The 12,449-nt window shown below is 64.8% G+C and carries 14 protein-coding genes; 12 read left to right on the plus strand and 2 right to left on the minus strand.

Annotation, left to right across the window (positions count from 1 at the left end):
* Positions 1 to 25: 25 nt before the first annotated feature.
* The 11 genes from FIU28_RS10820 to FIU28_RS10865 all read left to right on the plus strand — a co-directional run bounded on the left by FIU28_RS10820 (position 26) and on the right by FIU28_RS10865 (position 10,996).
* A complete protein-coding gene (locus FIU28_RS10820) occupies positions 26 to 2,002 on the plus strand; it encodes a S8 family peptidase (RefSeq protein WP_143572978.1) in 1,977 nt (658 codons plus the stop codon).
* Positions 2,003 to 2,011: 9 nt separating this feature from the next.
* Positions 2,012 to 3,331: an MBL fold metallo-hydrolase gene (locus FIU28_RS10825; protein WP_143572979.1), complete on the plus strand. Its 1,320-nt coding sequence runs from the start codon at positions 2,012 to 2,014 to the stop codon at positions 3,329 to 3,331.
* A gap of 183 nt (positions 3,332 to 3,514) precedes the next feature.
* The gene (locus FIU28_RS10830; protein ID WP_143572980.1) at positions 3,515 to 5,098 is read left to right on the plus strand and encodes an MFS transporter; all 1,584 of its coding nucleotides are present in this window, start codon (positions 3,515 to 3,517) and stop codon (positions 5,096 to 5,098) included.
* Positions 5,099 to 5,629: 531 nt separating this feature from the next.
* Positions 5,630 to 6,490, plus strand: coding sequence for an autotransporter outer membrane beta-barrel domain-containing protein (locus tag FIU28_RS10835; protein WP_246660941.1), 861 nt, complete (start codon positions 5,630 to 5,632; stop codon positions 6,488 to 6,490).
* A gap of 80 nt (positions 6,491 to 6,570) precedes the next feature.
* Complete coding sequence (locus tag FIU28_RS10840; protein WP_143572981.1) at positions 6,571 to 6,792, plus strand: hypothetical protein; 222 nt, start codon at positions 6,571 to 6,573, stop codon at positions 6,790 to 6,792.
* Between the two features lie 123 nt (positions 6,793 to 6,915).
* Entirely contained in the window at positions 6,916 to 7,080 is a 165-nt protein-coding gene (locus tag FIU28_RS10845; RefSeq protein WP_168203073.1) for a Flp family type IVb pilin, read from the plus strand.
* A 209-nt stretch (positions 7,081 to 7,289) separates the two neighbouring features.
* Entirely contained in the window at positions 7,290 to 7,589 is a 300-nt protein-coding gene (locus FIU28_RS10850; protein ID WP_143572983.1) for a DUF3551 domain-containing protein, read from the plus strand.
* Between the two features lie 254 nt (positions 7,590 to 7,843).
* Positions 7,844 to 7,996, plus strand: a complete 153-nt coding sequence (locus tag FIU28_RS26385) for a hypothetical protein (RefSeq protein ID WP_168202911.1) — start codon at positions 7,844 to 7,846, stop codon at positions 7,994 to 7,996.
* A gap of 63 nt (positions 7,997 to 8,059) precedes the next feature.
* Entirely contained in the window at positions 8,060 to 8,515 is a 456-nt protein-coding gene (locus FIU28_RS10855) for a hypothetical protein (protein ID WP_143572984.1), read from the plus strand.
* Positions 8,478 to 9,758, plus strand: coding sequence for a DNA-packaging protein (locus FIU28_RS10860; protein WP_441351296.1), 1,281 nt, complete (start codon positions 8,478 to 8,480; stop codon positions 9,756 to 9,758). The genes FIU28_RS10855 and FIU28_RS10860 overlap by 38 nt, the downstream gene beginning before the upstream one ends.
* A 53-nt stretch (positions 9,759 to 9,811) precedes the next feature.
* A complete protein-coding gene (locus FIU28_RS10865) occupies positions 9,812 to 10,996 on the plus strand; it encodes a phage portal protein (protein WP_143572985.1) in 1,185 nt (394 codons plus the stop codon).
* 3 nt (positions 10,997 to 10,999) lie between these two features.
* Here the strand turns inward: FIU28_RS10865 and FIU28_RS10870 are convergent, their stop codons facing one another.
* Positions 11,000 to 11,248, minus strand: coding sequence for a hypothetical protein (locus FIU28_RS10870; RefSeq protein WP_143572986.1), 249 nt, complete (start codon positions 11,246 to 11,248; stop codon positions 11,000 to 11,002).
* Positions 11,249 to 11,268: 20 nt separating this feature from the next.
* Positions 11,269 to 11,466: a hypothetical protein gene (locus FIU28_RS10875; protein WP_143572987.1), complete on the minus strand. Its 198-nt coding sequence runs from the start codon at positions 11,464 to 11,466 to the stop codon at positions 11,269 to 11,271.
* Positions 11,467 to 11,721: 255 nt separating this feature from the next.
* Here FIU28_RS10875 and FIU28_RS10880 point away from each other — a divergent pair, with 255 nt between their 5' ends.
* Positions 11,722 to 12,414 carry a PilZ domain-containing protein gene (locus FIU28_RS10880; RefSeq protein WP_143572988.1) on the plus strand — a complete coding sequence of 231 codons (693 nt, stop codon included), beginning with the start codon at positions 11,722 to 11,724 and terminating at the stop codon, positions 12,412 to 12,414.
* Positions 12,415 to 12,449 lie beyond the last annotated feature (35 nt).

The following is a 12,449-nucleotide window of genomic DNA, read 5'->3' on the forward strand; positions in this document are numbered from 1 at the left end:
GGTCGAGTGATCCGGAGCAGCGTCGATGGCTAAGAAAACGGCAGGCAGGCGACAGGCAGCGCGGCGCGGCGAACCTGTGGGGCAGAAGGCAGCGTCGACCTTCGAACAGTTTTCAATTCCGCCGCTGCTCGTCGAGCAAATCCTGCTTGGCCCCGCCGACGACCGTCGCGTGCTGCAGGATTCGCCGCTGCTAGGGGACGTATGGGCCGCCTACGCCGCGAATCCCGGTGCGGTACAGGATCTGCTCATCACACCGCGCAAGGATACCTCGGCCGCTGACGTGGCGTATGAGATCGCGGAAAGGTTGAAGTCGGTGCCGCGCGCGGAAGGCGTCCAGCCCGGCGCCAAGGTTGCCTATCTGCAGGGCATTGTCGGCGCTGAATTGCATTTCAACGAGGTGCTGCGCATCCTGGTGCCGCTGACGCAATGGTGGTCACAGAAGGGGTTCAAGTCGCGGATCGAGGAGGTCATGCGGGCCAAACTCGCGCGCGTGCTCGATCCCGCGCGGTTTCGCCAGGCAGGCGCGAAAATACCGGTTCCAGTCGCGCGCGACCGGGAGAATTTTTCGTCGCTTGAACGCTATATCGCGCTTGCCGGCCTGATCTACTGGATGAGCCGGCAGCCCCCTCCCGCCGACGGGCAACTCGACAGGCCGGATCTCGAAACCGCTTTTGCCCGTTATGCGCCGCACATTCCGGAGATCGTAGAGGGGATGTTCGGCCTTTATGAGGTTGTGCAACAGGACAGTCACGCCGTCGCCAAAGCAGTTCGCAAAACCGCGAAAGATCGACCGAAAAAGAAGGACAACGGACTGGTCTTTCAGGTGTCGTTGAACCGGCCGGCATCGGCCGCGCTCGACCGCTCGGTGCCGGCAGTCATGGGCGACGCGGCCCAGACCCTGTTCAAGGTGAATTGCGAGGCGATCGTCTGGGCGGTGCTCGACTCGGGCATCGACGGCACCCATGACGCCTTCATGACGCCCGCGCCGAAGAAGGCGGACCGCGTGTCCCGCGTCACGCGGACACTCGATTTCACGCGGATCCGCGAGATCGTCAGCAATAGCGCGAACGACGTTTCACAGCCCGATCGCGAGCGGATAGCCGACGCGACCGGTCTGGGCATGAAGGAGATCGATGACCGCCTGCAAGCAATCGCCGCGGATGCCGACAAGAAACGGCCGAGCAACTGGGATATCGTGGAGGAACTGATCACGCTGTCAAAGCCGCCGCCACCCGCCAGCCCGCACGGCACCCACGTTGCCGGAATCATCGGCGCCAGACGAATTGGCGAGCATGCCGGCGGCATGTGTCCCGATATCCAGTTCTATGATTTTCGCGTGCTGGGAAGGACTCTGAAGGATACCGAGTTCGCGATCATTGCCGCCCTGCAATACATTCGCTACGTCAATGAACGGCACAATTATATCACCATTCACGGCGCCAATCTCAGCCTGTCGATCCCGCACAATGTGCGCAACTACGCGTGCGGCTGCACACCGGTCTGTAACGAATGCGAACGGTTGATCGAGAGCGGAGTCGTGGTCGTCGCAGCGGCGGGCAATCACGGCTTCCAGAAATTCGAAACCAAGGATGGCAGTTTCGAGAGCTATGCCGCCTTCAGCATCACCGATCCCGGCAATGGCGACGGCGTTATCACGGTGGGCTCGACCCACGGCGGCTGGCCGCAAACCTACGGCGTCAGCTTTTTCTCGAGTCGCGGCCCGACCGGCGACGGCCGCCTCAAGCCGGACCTTGTGGCGCCTGGCGAGCGCGTAATGTCGACCGTTCCCGGCCAGGAATGGGCCTCGGAGTCCGGCACCAGCATGGCGGCACCGCATGTCAGCGGCGCCGCCGCGATGCTGCTGGCGCGCTATGAGGAACTGATCGGGCAACCCCGGCGGCTGAAACGCATCTTGTGCGAGAGCGCGACCGATCTCGGCCGTGAACGAAGCTTTCAGGGACACGGCATGCTCGACGTGCTGCGCGCCTTTCAATCGATTTAGGAGGTTGACATGCACTTTAGCCTTGATGTCCTGCGCGCCCGCAAGGGCGATTGCCTGATGCTGCATTTCGGATCCGCCGCCGATCCGCATTTGATCCTGATCGATGGCGGACCCTCGCAGGTTTACGGCCCGCAGATGAAGCCGCGTTTGACCAGGATTCACAAGGCGCGGAATATTGCCAGAAACGATCCGCTGCCGGTCGATGTGGTGATGGTCAGCCATATCGATGACGATCATATCAAGGGCATTCTCGAACTCACCAAGGAGCAGCGCGGCAAGACCCCGACGCCGCGGCTGCAGGTGACCAGCCTGTGGCACAACAGCTTCGACGATCTGCTTGGCACGCAGCCGCCTGAAGTGATGCGCGAAGCCGGCTTCGGCACGGCGTCCATAGGCGGGGAATCGTCCGGCGGTTCTGAAGCCGACCCCGCCTCGGTGCTCGCGAGTTCGGTGAAGCAGGGACGAGTCGCCCGATTCATGAAAGTCACGCCATCGGAATTTCAGGCCGACAGCGTCCTGGCGAGCATACCGCAGGGCCGGCAACTGCGTGACGATGCGGAGGCGCTTGACTGGCAGCTCAATCACAAATTCAACGGCAATCTGATCATGGCGTCGAAATCCGCGAAGTCCGTCACGCTGGCGAATGGATTGAAGTTGACGGTGATCGGGCCGCTGCAACCGGAGTTGCAGGCGCTGCAGAAGGCGCATGACAAGTGGCTGCGCGACCGCAATACTAAGAAGGCTAAATCATCGGAGGCCGCAATGGCAGCATTTGTCGATGAATCGGTTCCCAACCTTTCCAGCATCGTGGTGCTCGCGGAAGCCGGTGACAAACGCATGCTGCTGACCGGAGACGCCCGCGGCGACAAGATCCTGGAGGGGCTCGAACTCACCAAGCTTTTGAAGCCGAAGGGCAAGTTGCATGTCGAGATCCTAAAGGTGCCGCACCACGGCAGCGACAACAACATGGAAACTTCTTTCTTCAAGCGCGTAACCGCCGATCACTATGTTTTCTCAGGCGATGGCGAGCACGGCAACCCGGAACGCAAGACGCTCGAAATGCTGCTCGCGGCGCGCGGCGACGATGACTACACGGTGCATCTGACCTATCCTGTCGCCGATATTGACAAGGGGCGAAAGGCCGACTGGGAGAAGGAACAGGCCAAGGAAAAGAGCAGGAAGAAGAAAACGGTAAGGCCTGACTGGTCGCCTGCGACGCACGGTCTGGCGGCGCTGCTCAAGAAGAACCCGAAGTTCAACAAAAAGGTCATGATCGTCTCCGACAAAACGCCACACCTTATCGATCTGCTCGATCCGGTGAGAATCTAGGATGAAATCTACCGAGCGAATCGTCTGCGGTATGGCGCTTTCCGAAGCCTTTGCAGCCGCGAAATGATCATGGCGGGATGCTCCCATGCGGCTGCGGCGCTGTCGCTGCATGCAGTTGCATGTTAATTGCACCTGAAATTGCACCCGCGCGGTCATTCGCGCCTCCGACGCGAAGCCCGGTCCATGAACAAGTTCGAACCTGAGAGCCGGTCAACGGCCAATCATCACGCGCTGTCCGACGAGATGGTCGACGAGATTTCGCATCTGCCGACCACCGTGATGGAAGTCGATACCGCGCCGCAGCCGGCCAAGCCGCCGCTGACACCGGCCGAGGTTCGCACCATCCTGATCAGCCTGCTGCTGACGATGTTTCTCGCAGCGCTCGACCAGACCATCGTCGCCACCGCTCTGCCGACCATCGGTCGCCAGTTCAGCGACGTCACCAATCTGTCCTGGGTGATTACGGCCTATCTGCTGGCCTCCACCGCCGTGGCTCCGGTGTTCGGGACGCTCAGCGACATTTATGGCCGCCGCGTGACCATCATCATTGCACTGGCGCTGTTCATGGCTGGGTCGGTGATGTGCGCGCTGGCGCCGAACATGCTGGTTCTGATCCTCGGCCGCGGCCTGCAAGGGCTGGGCGGCGGCGGCATCCTGCCGATCGTGCAGACGGTGATTTCCGACGTCGTGACGCCGCGCGAACGCGGCCAGTACCAGGCTTATTTCAGCGGCGTATGGGTCGCCGCCGGAATCGGCGGGCCGATCCTCGGCGGGCTGTTTGCCGAGCACCTGCACTGGTCGATGATCTTCTGGATCAATATTCCGCTCGGCGTCCTGGCGCTCGGCATGCTGTTGCCGAACATGAAGAAGATCCCGGTGTTTCACCGCATGCGCAAGGTCGATTGGCTCGGTGGCGTGCTGCTGATGGCCTCGGCACTGATCTTCATGCTGGTGCTGACCTGGGCCGGTACCAAATTCTCATGGGCGTCGCCGACCATCCTGCTGATGCTGGGCGCGGGCGCCATCCTGGCGATGGCCTTTATCTGGCACGCGCTGCGCACCGCCGAGCCGTTCCTGCCGCTGCAGGTACTATCCGGTCCGGTCGTGCCCTTTGCCATCGCCGCCAGCGGCTGCGCAATGGGCGCCATGATCGGCCTCACCGTGCATCTGCCGCTGTATTACGAGGTCGTCTATGGCCTCACCGCGGCGCAGGCCGGGCTGGCGCTGATCCCGGTCGCAGCGATCTCGGTCGCCGGTGCAGCCATCGCCGGCCGCAGCATGGCGCGCGCCCGGCACTACAAGCGCGTCCCCATCGCCGGCGCGGCGCTGGCTGCGGTGACGGCCCTGGCCATGGCGCTGGCGACGCCGCTGCCGCTATGGGCGCTGCTCACCGCGCTCGGCATCTTCTCGGTCGGGCTCGGCACCACATTCCCGGTCACCGTGGTGTCGATCCAGAACGCGGTGGCACGCGCGCAGGTCGGCACTGCGACCGGCGCGATGAACTTCTTCCGCGCGCTGGTGGCGTCGTTCACGGTCGCCGCCTTCACCACGATCCTGCTGATGGCGCTGGGCACCGAAATCACCATCTCCGGCGACCATGCCGGCTCCGCGCACGCGATCGCGGCCTCCGACATGGTCACGGCGTTCCGCTACGTGTTCGAGGCCTCCGCCGCGATGCTGGCGCTGTCGGCGCTGTTCCTGATGTTGATGGAAGAGCGCGTGCTGGCAGGACCGGCGAAGGCCGCGGCGACGGAACTCGGCGAGTAAGGCTTGCAGCGCGTTGCGAGGTGATGCGCAGTGTGGCGCAAACAGCGCATCGGCGGGGATAGCTTGATTTCCTGTTGCGCCGGCACTGCGCGCCTGGGTGCGGCCCCCTAGCGTCCGCGCAGTGATTTTGTCGGTGGGTCCTGGCAGATCGGTTTCAAGCCAGGCGGATTGCTTTTCAATCCCATCGATGGGCTGCGGCGCGCGAGCAAAGCCGCCGTGCCCCGCATGGCGCTTGCCTGCCTGGTTCTTGCAACAACAACGGTGCAGCCTGCGCGTGCCGATGGCGGCAGGAGCGGCAATTCCTCGGGAGGCCTGGGCGGCGTCGACAGCCCGACCGGCGCCGGCGGAATCGGCTTCAACGATGCCAGCAATGGCGGCGACGCAGCTCGTCGGCACCATGTCCGATCCGACCGTGGCGGGCCGCGGCGCAGACGCGCCGGGTCCGCTGGGGTATGCGGAGGAGGGCGATGCGATGAACGCCTATGCCTCACCGGCCGCAAGCGATCGGGCACAGAGCGCGACGCCTATGCCATGATCACCAAGGCGCCGCCGCGCGTCTACGCCGGGCGCTGGAACGTCCGGGCTTCCGGCTTCGGCGGCACCCAGACCGCCGACGGCAACACCGCGTCCGGCACAAACACACCGAGCAGCCGGATCGGCGGCGTCGCGGTGGGCGCCGACTATCATCTGTCGGCGCAGACCGTGGTCGGCTTTGCCATGGCCGGCGGCGCGACGAATTTCAGCGTCGCGGGTGGCGGCGGCGGGCGCTCCGATCTGTTCCAGGTCGGCGGCTTCGTGCGGCAGAGCATCGCTTCGGCCTACATCACCGCGAGTGCGGCCTATGGCTGGCAGCAGGTGACAGCGGAGCGCAATGTCGGCGCCGAATCGCTGCGCGCGCGTTTCGATACCAACTCCTATTCGGCACGACTCGAAGCCGGCAACCGCTATGCGACGCCATGGCTAGGCATCGCGCTGACGCCTTACGCGGCGGCAGGTGACGTATCTCGACCTGCCGGCCTATGCGGAGACCACGTTGTCGGGATCGACGACCTTCGCACTGGCCTAGGCCGCCAAGGGCATCAGCGCGCCGCAGCGAACTCGGCCTGCGCTCGGACAAGTCGTTTTTCGTCAACGACGCGATCCTCACGCGGCCGCGCCGCCTGGGCGTACGACTTCAACACTGATCGCTCGGCGTCGGCCACGTTCCAGTCGCTGCCCGGCGCATCGTTCGTGGTGGGCGGCGCGTCGCCGGCAGCCAACGCCGCGCTGACCACCGCGGCGGCCCAATTGACTTTCCGCAACGGCATCACGCTGGGCACCACGTTCGAGGGCGAGTTCTCCGAGGTGACGCGCTATTACGCGGGCCGTTGCGCGGTGCGATACAATTGGTGAGTGGACCGACGCTAGATTGACACGGAATGCTCTCACGGCCTAACAGCCGCGCAGCAGATTGCGCGGCAAGGAACCGGATCATGAGCAAACCGACCGTCGAACAGACCAAGATGGGCAGTGAGGCGATCGCCTTCTGCATCGCGCGCACGCTGATCGAGCGCGATTCTTCGCTGAAGGCGCCGATGCGCGCCAATTTGCGCAAGATGTGGGAATTGCTCGAAGAGCGCGACGACCACGCCGCGGCCGATATGGTCGACACATTGATCAAGGCGCTGAACGATCCGGCATTCTTCAAGCCGTAACACCCCAGCTATCCTCCAACGCTCCGGAATTGCGGTATTCGGTGAACCTTGTGGAAACCAATCGGCGTTAGCATGACACCTCTGGCGTGGGGGAAGCCCGTGCCTGCATCCGAGGAGGCCGCGGTGCCGCGCTTGCTAGCTCGATTCTGGAACGATCAATCCGGCGCGACCGCCATCGAATATGCGCTGATCGCAGCCGGTATCAGCCTTGTCATCATCGTCGCGGTGCAGGGCATCGGGACGAGGCTGAACGGCCGCTTCGCGGGAATCAACGCCTCCCTGAAATAGCCTTTCCGGCGCGCAATCGCGTGATCGGATCTGGCGCCCGGCGATTTACGATCTATCTGTAGCAGGTGCGGCGACGATCGATATGGCATTCCGGCGATCTCTTGCTGCTGCCTTGTCGGGATCGGTGCCGAGCGTTGCATCGCGTGCACGCGGGCTACGATTCAACAAGGGCCGTTGCCCGATCGGCTGCGAATCACAAGAGGCGACACATGAGCATTTTTCGACGCAAGATCACGGCCGCTGCGGCATTGGTCACTCTGGCCGCCGCACTCGGCGGTAGCCTGGCCGAGGCGCGCCCCGCGGTGCGACAGGAAACCGGCGTGGCGCCCTATTGCGTGCTGATCGGCGCTCCGCGGGGCGCTGCGCTGCCGCAGATCTGCCGTTTCTTCGGCTACCAGCAGTGCCTGCAGGCCGCCGCCGATTGGCGTGGCAATTGCGTCGCCAACATCGACTACCGCGGCCCGCCGCCGGACACCACCGGCGCGACCTGGGCGCGCGGCGCCCGCTAGGACCATGCGCGGCAGAAAACCCGCGCGATTCCAGTGACCTAGGATCAATTTCTTATAGGAATAAAAAACTAGGATTTATAGCCTTGACAGCGTGACGCTGCGAAGGTAGGTTTACGGCATGCTCCACAACTGGGTTTCGAGGCCGCCGCGCCGCAGCTGCGGTCCACGCCCGCGGCACGCAGGCCGGAACATCGACTGATATCCAACGTTACTCCAGCTGGAAATGCCGATCGGCAGGCTTTAGCGAGGACAGCATGGCGAGGAAAGAAGACGTTCGGATTGTCGAAACCGCGACCGAAGCGCGGCAGGCCGAACCGGGCCCATCGATACTGGCGCTGCTCACCATGAGCACGGGGCTTGCGATCTTGCTGATGGCCGTCGTCTGGTTCGTCTTTTTCCGTACCTGATTGAGTTCGCCCAAACTATCATTTCAATCAGCCCGCCCGGCCTTGTCCGGCGCGGGCTTTTTCATGGAAGTCTCGATGCGCGCTCCTCGCACGACAGCGGCAAAGACGGCGGCCCGCAAGGTGACGTCGGCGAAAAAAGCCACACCTGCCAAGCGCGGCACCGCCGCTCGGCTGGATACCGCGGCGCCAGACAGCGCGACGCTGGTCGAGCGCGTGGCGCAGGCGGTCGATCGCGAACTGGCCGAGATCGAAGCCATCGTCGCCAAGATGACCGGCAAGTCGCGGCCCACCGAGGCCGAACGCCGCGCCCGCACCTTGGCCTCGCTGGCGCGCACGCTGAGCGAAGTGCGCCGGCTGCGCGCCGCAGATGAAACGCAAAAGCCCGATGATGTTGAACGCCCCGGCGACCTTGAAGAACTCCGTCAACGCCTTTCGCAACGATTGGCGCAGATGGTTGAAGCAGGGGATGCACCACCGGTTGATGGCGTCGCTGACGCCCCGCGAGATCGAACTGCTTGATACGTTGTGGGAGCTTCACGCTCATCCGCATCAGCTGCCGCCCGCCGTCGCGCCGAACGATGCGCCTTGGCTGACCTGGCTGATGATCGGGGGCCGGGGCGCTGGCAAGACCCGCGCCGGCGCCGAATGGGTGCGCGCCCAGGCGATGGGCCGCGGGCCGGGCGGCCATGAGCGACAGATGCGGATCGCGCTGGTCGGCGAGACCGAGCATGATGTCCGCGAGGTGATGATCGAGGGCGTCTCCGGCCTGCTTGCCGTGCATCCGCGGTACGAGCGTCCGGTGTGGCTGTCGTCGCGCAAGCGGCTGCAATGGAGCACCGGCGCGGTAGCGCAGGCATTTTCCGCGGAGGATCCGGAGAGTTTGCGCGGGCCGCAGTTTTCCTGCGCGTGGTCCGACGAACTGGCGAAATGGCGCCACGCGGAAGCCGCCTTCGACATGCTGCAGTTCGGCCTGCGGCTGGGTAGCCAGCCCCGGCAATTGATTACGACCACGCCGCGACCGACCGCGCTGTTGAAGCGGCTGATGGCGGATCCGTCGAGCGCCGTGACGCGCGCGGCGACGGCAAGCAATGCCTTCAACCTCGCGCCGAGCTTTCTGCAGAGCGTGGTCGGCCGCTATGCGGGAACGCAATTGGGACGACAGGAGCTCGACGGCGAACTGATCGAGGACCGCGCAGACGCATTGTGGTCGCGCGCGCTGCTGGAAAGCTGCCGTGTCACGCAGGCGCCGGCGCTGCAGCGCATCGTGGTCGCGGTCGATCCGCCGGTGTCGTCGGGCAAGCGCGCGGATGCCTGCGGCATCGTTGCGGCAGGCATTTGTACGGCCGGCATCGTGTACGTGCTCGCCGACGACACGGTGTCGGCGGTGACGCCATCGGCCTGGGCCAATATCGCGATCGCGCTATGGCGAAAATGCGAGGCGGACGCGCTGGTCGTCGAGGTCAACCAGGGTGGCGAGATGGTGCGCAGCGTGATCCACGAGGTCGATGCCGGCGTGCCGGTGACGAGCGTGCGCGCCACCCGCGGTAAGTGGTTGCGCGCCGAGCCGGTCGCGACCTTGTACGAGCAGGGCCGGGTGAAGCACGCCGGATGCTTCACCGCGCTGGAAGACGAGATGTGCGATTTCGCCAGCAGCGGGTTGTCGTCGGGCCGCTCACCGGACCGGCTCGATGCGCTGGTCTGGGCGGTGACGGCGCTGGCGCTCGTCGCGCGCAGCAGCGGGCCGCGGATACGCCAGCTCTAGCCGCGCTTCGCGGGCTGGCGCGCAGCCGCCAAATTGAGTGCACGGAGAATTCCATGTTCGATCGCCTGAAAGCCTATCTCGCCGCCCCGGAAGCCAAAGCCTCACGCACCGCAAAATTGATGGCGATGGGGGGCGGAATTGCGCGGTGGACGGCGCGGGATTATCGCGGACTGGCGCGCGAGGGCTATCTCGGCAATGCCATCGTGCATCGCGCGGTACGGCTGATCGCGGAGAATGCCGCGGCGTGCCAGTTTCTGGTGTTCGAGGGCGCCCAGGAAAAAGAGGCGCATCCGCTGGCGTCGCTGCTGACGCGGCCGAACCCGCGGCAGGATGGCGGTGTGTTCTTCGAGGCGCTGTACGCGCATCTCCTGCTCGCCGGCAACGCCTATGTCGAGGCGGTGGCGCTCGATGACGGCGTGCGGTCGCGCGAGGTGCGCGAGATCTATGCGCTGCGGCCCGATCGCATCAAGCTGATCCCCGGCGCGGACGGCTGGGCCGAGGCCTATGATTACAGCGTCGGCGGACGCAGCGTGCGCTTCGAGCAGCACGGCACGGTGCCGCCGATCCTGCATCTGACGTTCTTTCATCCGCTCGACGACCATTACGGCCTGGCGCCCATCGAAGCCGCGGCCAGCGCGCTCGATACCCACAACGCCGCGGCGAAGTGGAACAAGGCTCTGCTCGACAATGCCGCCAGGCCGTCCGGCGCGCTGGTCTATGTCGGGCCGGAGGGCTCGGTGCTGTCGGATACGCAGTTCGACCGGCTGAAGCGCGAGCTCGAGGGCAGCTATCAGGGCGCGGTCAATGCCGGGCGACCGCTGCTGCTGGAAGGCGGGGTCGACTGGAAGGCGATGTCGCATTCGCCCAAGGACATGGATTTTCTGGAGGCCAAACACGCCGCGGCGCGCGAGATCGCGCTGGCCTTCGGCGTGCCGCCGATGCTGCTCGGGATTCCCGGCGACAACACCTATGCAAATTTCCAGGAGGCCAACCGGGTGTTCTTCCGCCAGACCGTGCTGCCGCTGGCGAGCCGCGTTGGCCACGCGCTGTCGCAATGGCTGGCGCCGCAATTCGGCGACGGCATCCGCGTGACGATCGATACCGACCGTATCGACGCGCTGTCGGCCGACCGCTCTGCGCTCTGGCAGCGCGTTAGCGCCGCGGAATTCCTGACGCTGAACGAGAAACGCGAAGCCGTCGGCTACGCGCCGATCGACGGCGGCGACCGGCTGATATGACGCCTAGCGGCGACGATCGCGCGGCTTCGGCCGCACATTGGGCCGCGGCGCGGCGCTGGCCGAAGGCGGTGTGAACAGCGAGCCGGACTGGTTGGTCACATAACCGCGCGACTCCTGCAGCCGGCGCTGGTAGCCGGGCGAATTCATGATGCTGGAGCCCGCGCCGCGCGCTTCGGCGACCGGCATCTCCATCATTAGGCCAAGCGCAAACAGCGTCAGCGCGGCGACCGCAGAGGAGTGAAGGTGTTTCATGCAAAGCTCCGTGGCCGCCTTCAGGCGGCGTTGCGCTGCCGGTCGTACTCCCGCAGGAAGGACAGGCCGTGCACGGTCAGCCGGTGCTGGTCGTGCTCGCCCTGGACATAGAGCTTGTTGAGATGGCGTGCCAGCTGTTCGCGGGCGCCCTTAGTCTCGGTGCGGTCGGCGAGCGCTTCGTAGATGCTGATCGCTCGGTCGGTGGCGTTGATGTTCATGAAGGCCCCATGCCGGAGGCCTCTGGCCGTCCGGTTTTGCTGTTCGCTTTGTGGTAGTATGGCTGACAAGGTCGATGACCGGCTTTTCGTTCCCCGTTGCCTTGCCGCCAAGCTGCTGAAAGATTGAGCATTTTGGTTCGAAGCTTCGGAGCCTGTGGAAGGATCTGATAACGGATCGGAAATAATTGGCTGGTGTTATAAAACTACTTCTAGGCGAGTGGATGTGTGGTGCTATGATGCCGCAGGGAGTCGCCGATGTCCGTGAAAGAGTTCCTGAAGCAGCGTGCGGTGAATGTCGTGGTCAGCGGCCACTATGTGCTGCCGCACTGGCTGGATCCGCAGGGGCGGCCGCGCAGCTTCGCGTGCCGCACCAGCCGGGTCTCGCCGTTCCGGATGATGGTCGATGCACCGGTCACCGGCCGGATCGGCGATCGGCTGATGCCCTATTTCGGCGATTTCGGCCAGCTCGAAGGCCGCATCAGCGACGTTCAGAGCGGTGAATTCCTGCTCGAACTGTCGATGACCGGGATCATGCGCCGCAAGATGGCCGACAAGCTGGCCTGGCTGGAGCAGATGCAGAAGGACATCCGGGTGCAGGACGTCCGCAAGCAGGCGCGCATCATTCCCGCCAACCCGCATGCGCTCTTGACGCTGGCCGACGGCTCGACCCGCGAATGTTTCGTGATCGACGTCTCGGTGTCGGGGGCGGCGGTCTCGGCCGAACTGCAGCCGGAGATCGGCACGCCGCTGGCGGTTGGCGCCTGTATCGGCCGCGTGGTGCGGCATCTCGCCAGCGGCTTTGCCGTGCAATTCGTCGAGCCGCTGAGCCGCATCGATCTGGAGCGGCGCTTCGCGCAGCCCTCGAGCTACCGGCCGGCCACGGCGCAAAATCCGGCGCAAAATCCGGCACCGGACACCTGGACCGCGGATCATCCCGACGGCGCCTGACGCAGCCCGCGTCATTGCCGCTGCACAGGTTCAAC

The organism is Tardiphaga sp. vice154 (genome assembly GCF_007018645.1).
In the GTDB taxonomy this organism is placed as follows: domain Bacteria; phylum Pseudomonadota; class Alphaproteobacteria; order Rhizobiales; family Xanthobacteraceae; genus Tardiphaga.

What these genes read in the sequence shown, in the direction of transcription:
- FIU28_RS10830 (WP_143572980.1), top strand. Translation starts at nt 3,515, where the DNA reads ATGAACAAGTTCGAACCTGAGAGCCGGTCAACGGCCAATCATCACGCG.
- FIU28_RS10820 (WP_143572978.1), top strand. Translation starts at nt 26, where the DNA reads ATGGCTAAGAAAACGGCAGGCAGGCGACAGGCAGCGCGGCGCGGCGAA.
- FIU28_RS10870 (WP_143572986.1), bottom strand. Translation starts at nt 11,248, where the DNA reads ATGAAACACCTTCACTCCTCTGCGGTCGCCGCGCTGACGCTGTTTGCG.
- FIU28_RS10840 (WP_143572981.1), top strand. Translation starts at nt 6,571, where the DNA reads ATGAGCAAACCGACCGTCGAACAGACCAAGATGGGCAGTGAGGCGATC.
- FIU28_RS10825 (WP_143572979.1), top strand. Translation starts at nt 2,012, where the DNA reads ATGCACTTTAGCCTTGATGTCCTGCGCGCCCGCAAGGGCGATTGCCTG.
- FIU28_RS10875 (WP_143572987.1), bottom strand. Translation starts at nt 11,466, where the DNA reads ATGAACATCAACGCCACCGACCGAGCGATCAGCATCTACGAAGCGCTC.
- FIU28_RS26385 (WP_168202911.1), top strand. Translation starts at nt 7,844, where the DNA reads ATGGCGAGGAAAGAAGACGTTCGGATTGTCGAAACCGCGACCGAAGCG.
- FIU28_RS10880 (WP_143572988.1), top strand. Translation starts at nt 11,722, where the DNA reads ATGTCCGTGAAAGAGTTCCTGAAGCAGCGTGCGGTGAATGTCGTGGTC.
- FIU28_RS10835 (WP_246660941.1), top strand. Translation starts at nt 5,630, where the DNA reads ATGATCACCAAGGCGCCGCCGCGCGTCTACGCCGGGCGCTGGAACGTC.
- FIU28_RS10860 (WP_441351296.1), top strand. Translation starts at nt 8,478, where the DNA reads ATGGCGTCGCTGACGCCCCGCGAGATCGAACTGCTTGATACGTTGTGG.
- FIU28_RS10850 (WP_143572983.1), top strand. Translation starts at nt 7,290, where the DNA reads ATGAGCATTTTTCGACGCAAGATCACGGCCGCTGCGGCATTGGTCACT.
- FIU28_RS10865 (WP_143572985.1), top strand. Translation starts at nt 9,812, where the DNA reads ATGTTCGATCGCCTGAAAGCCTATCTCGCCGCCCCGGAAGCCAAAGCC.
- FIU28_RS10855 (WP_143572984.1), top strand. Translation starts at nt 8,060, where the DNA reads ATGGAAGTCTCGATGCGCGCTCCTCGCACGACAGCGGCAAAGACGGCG.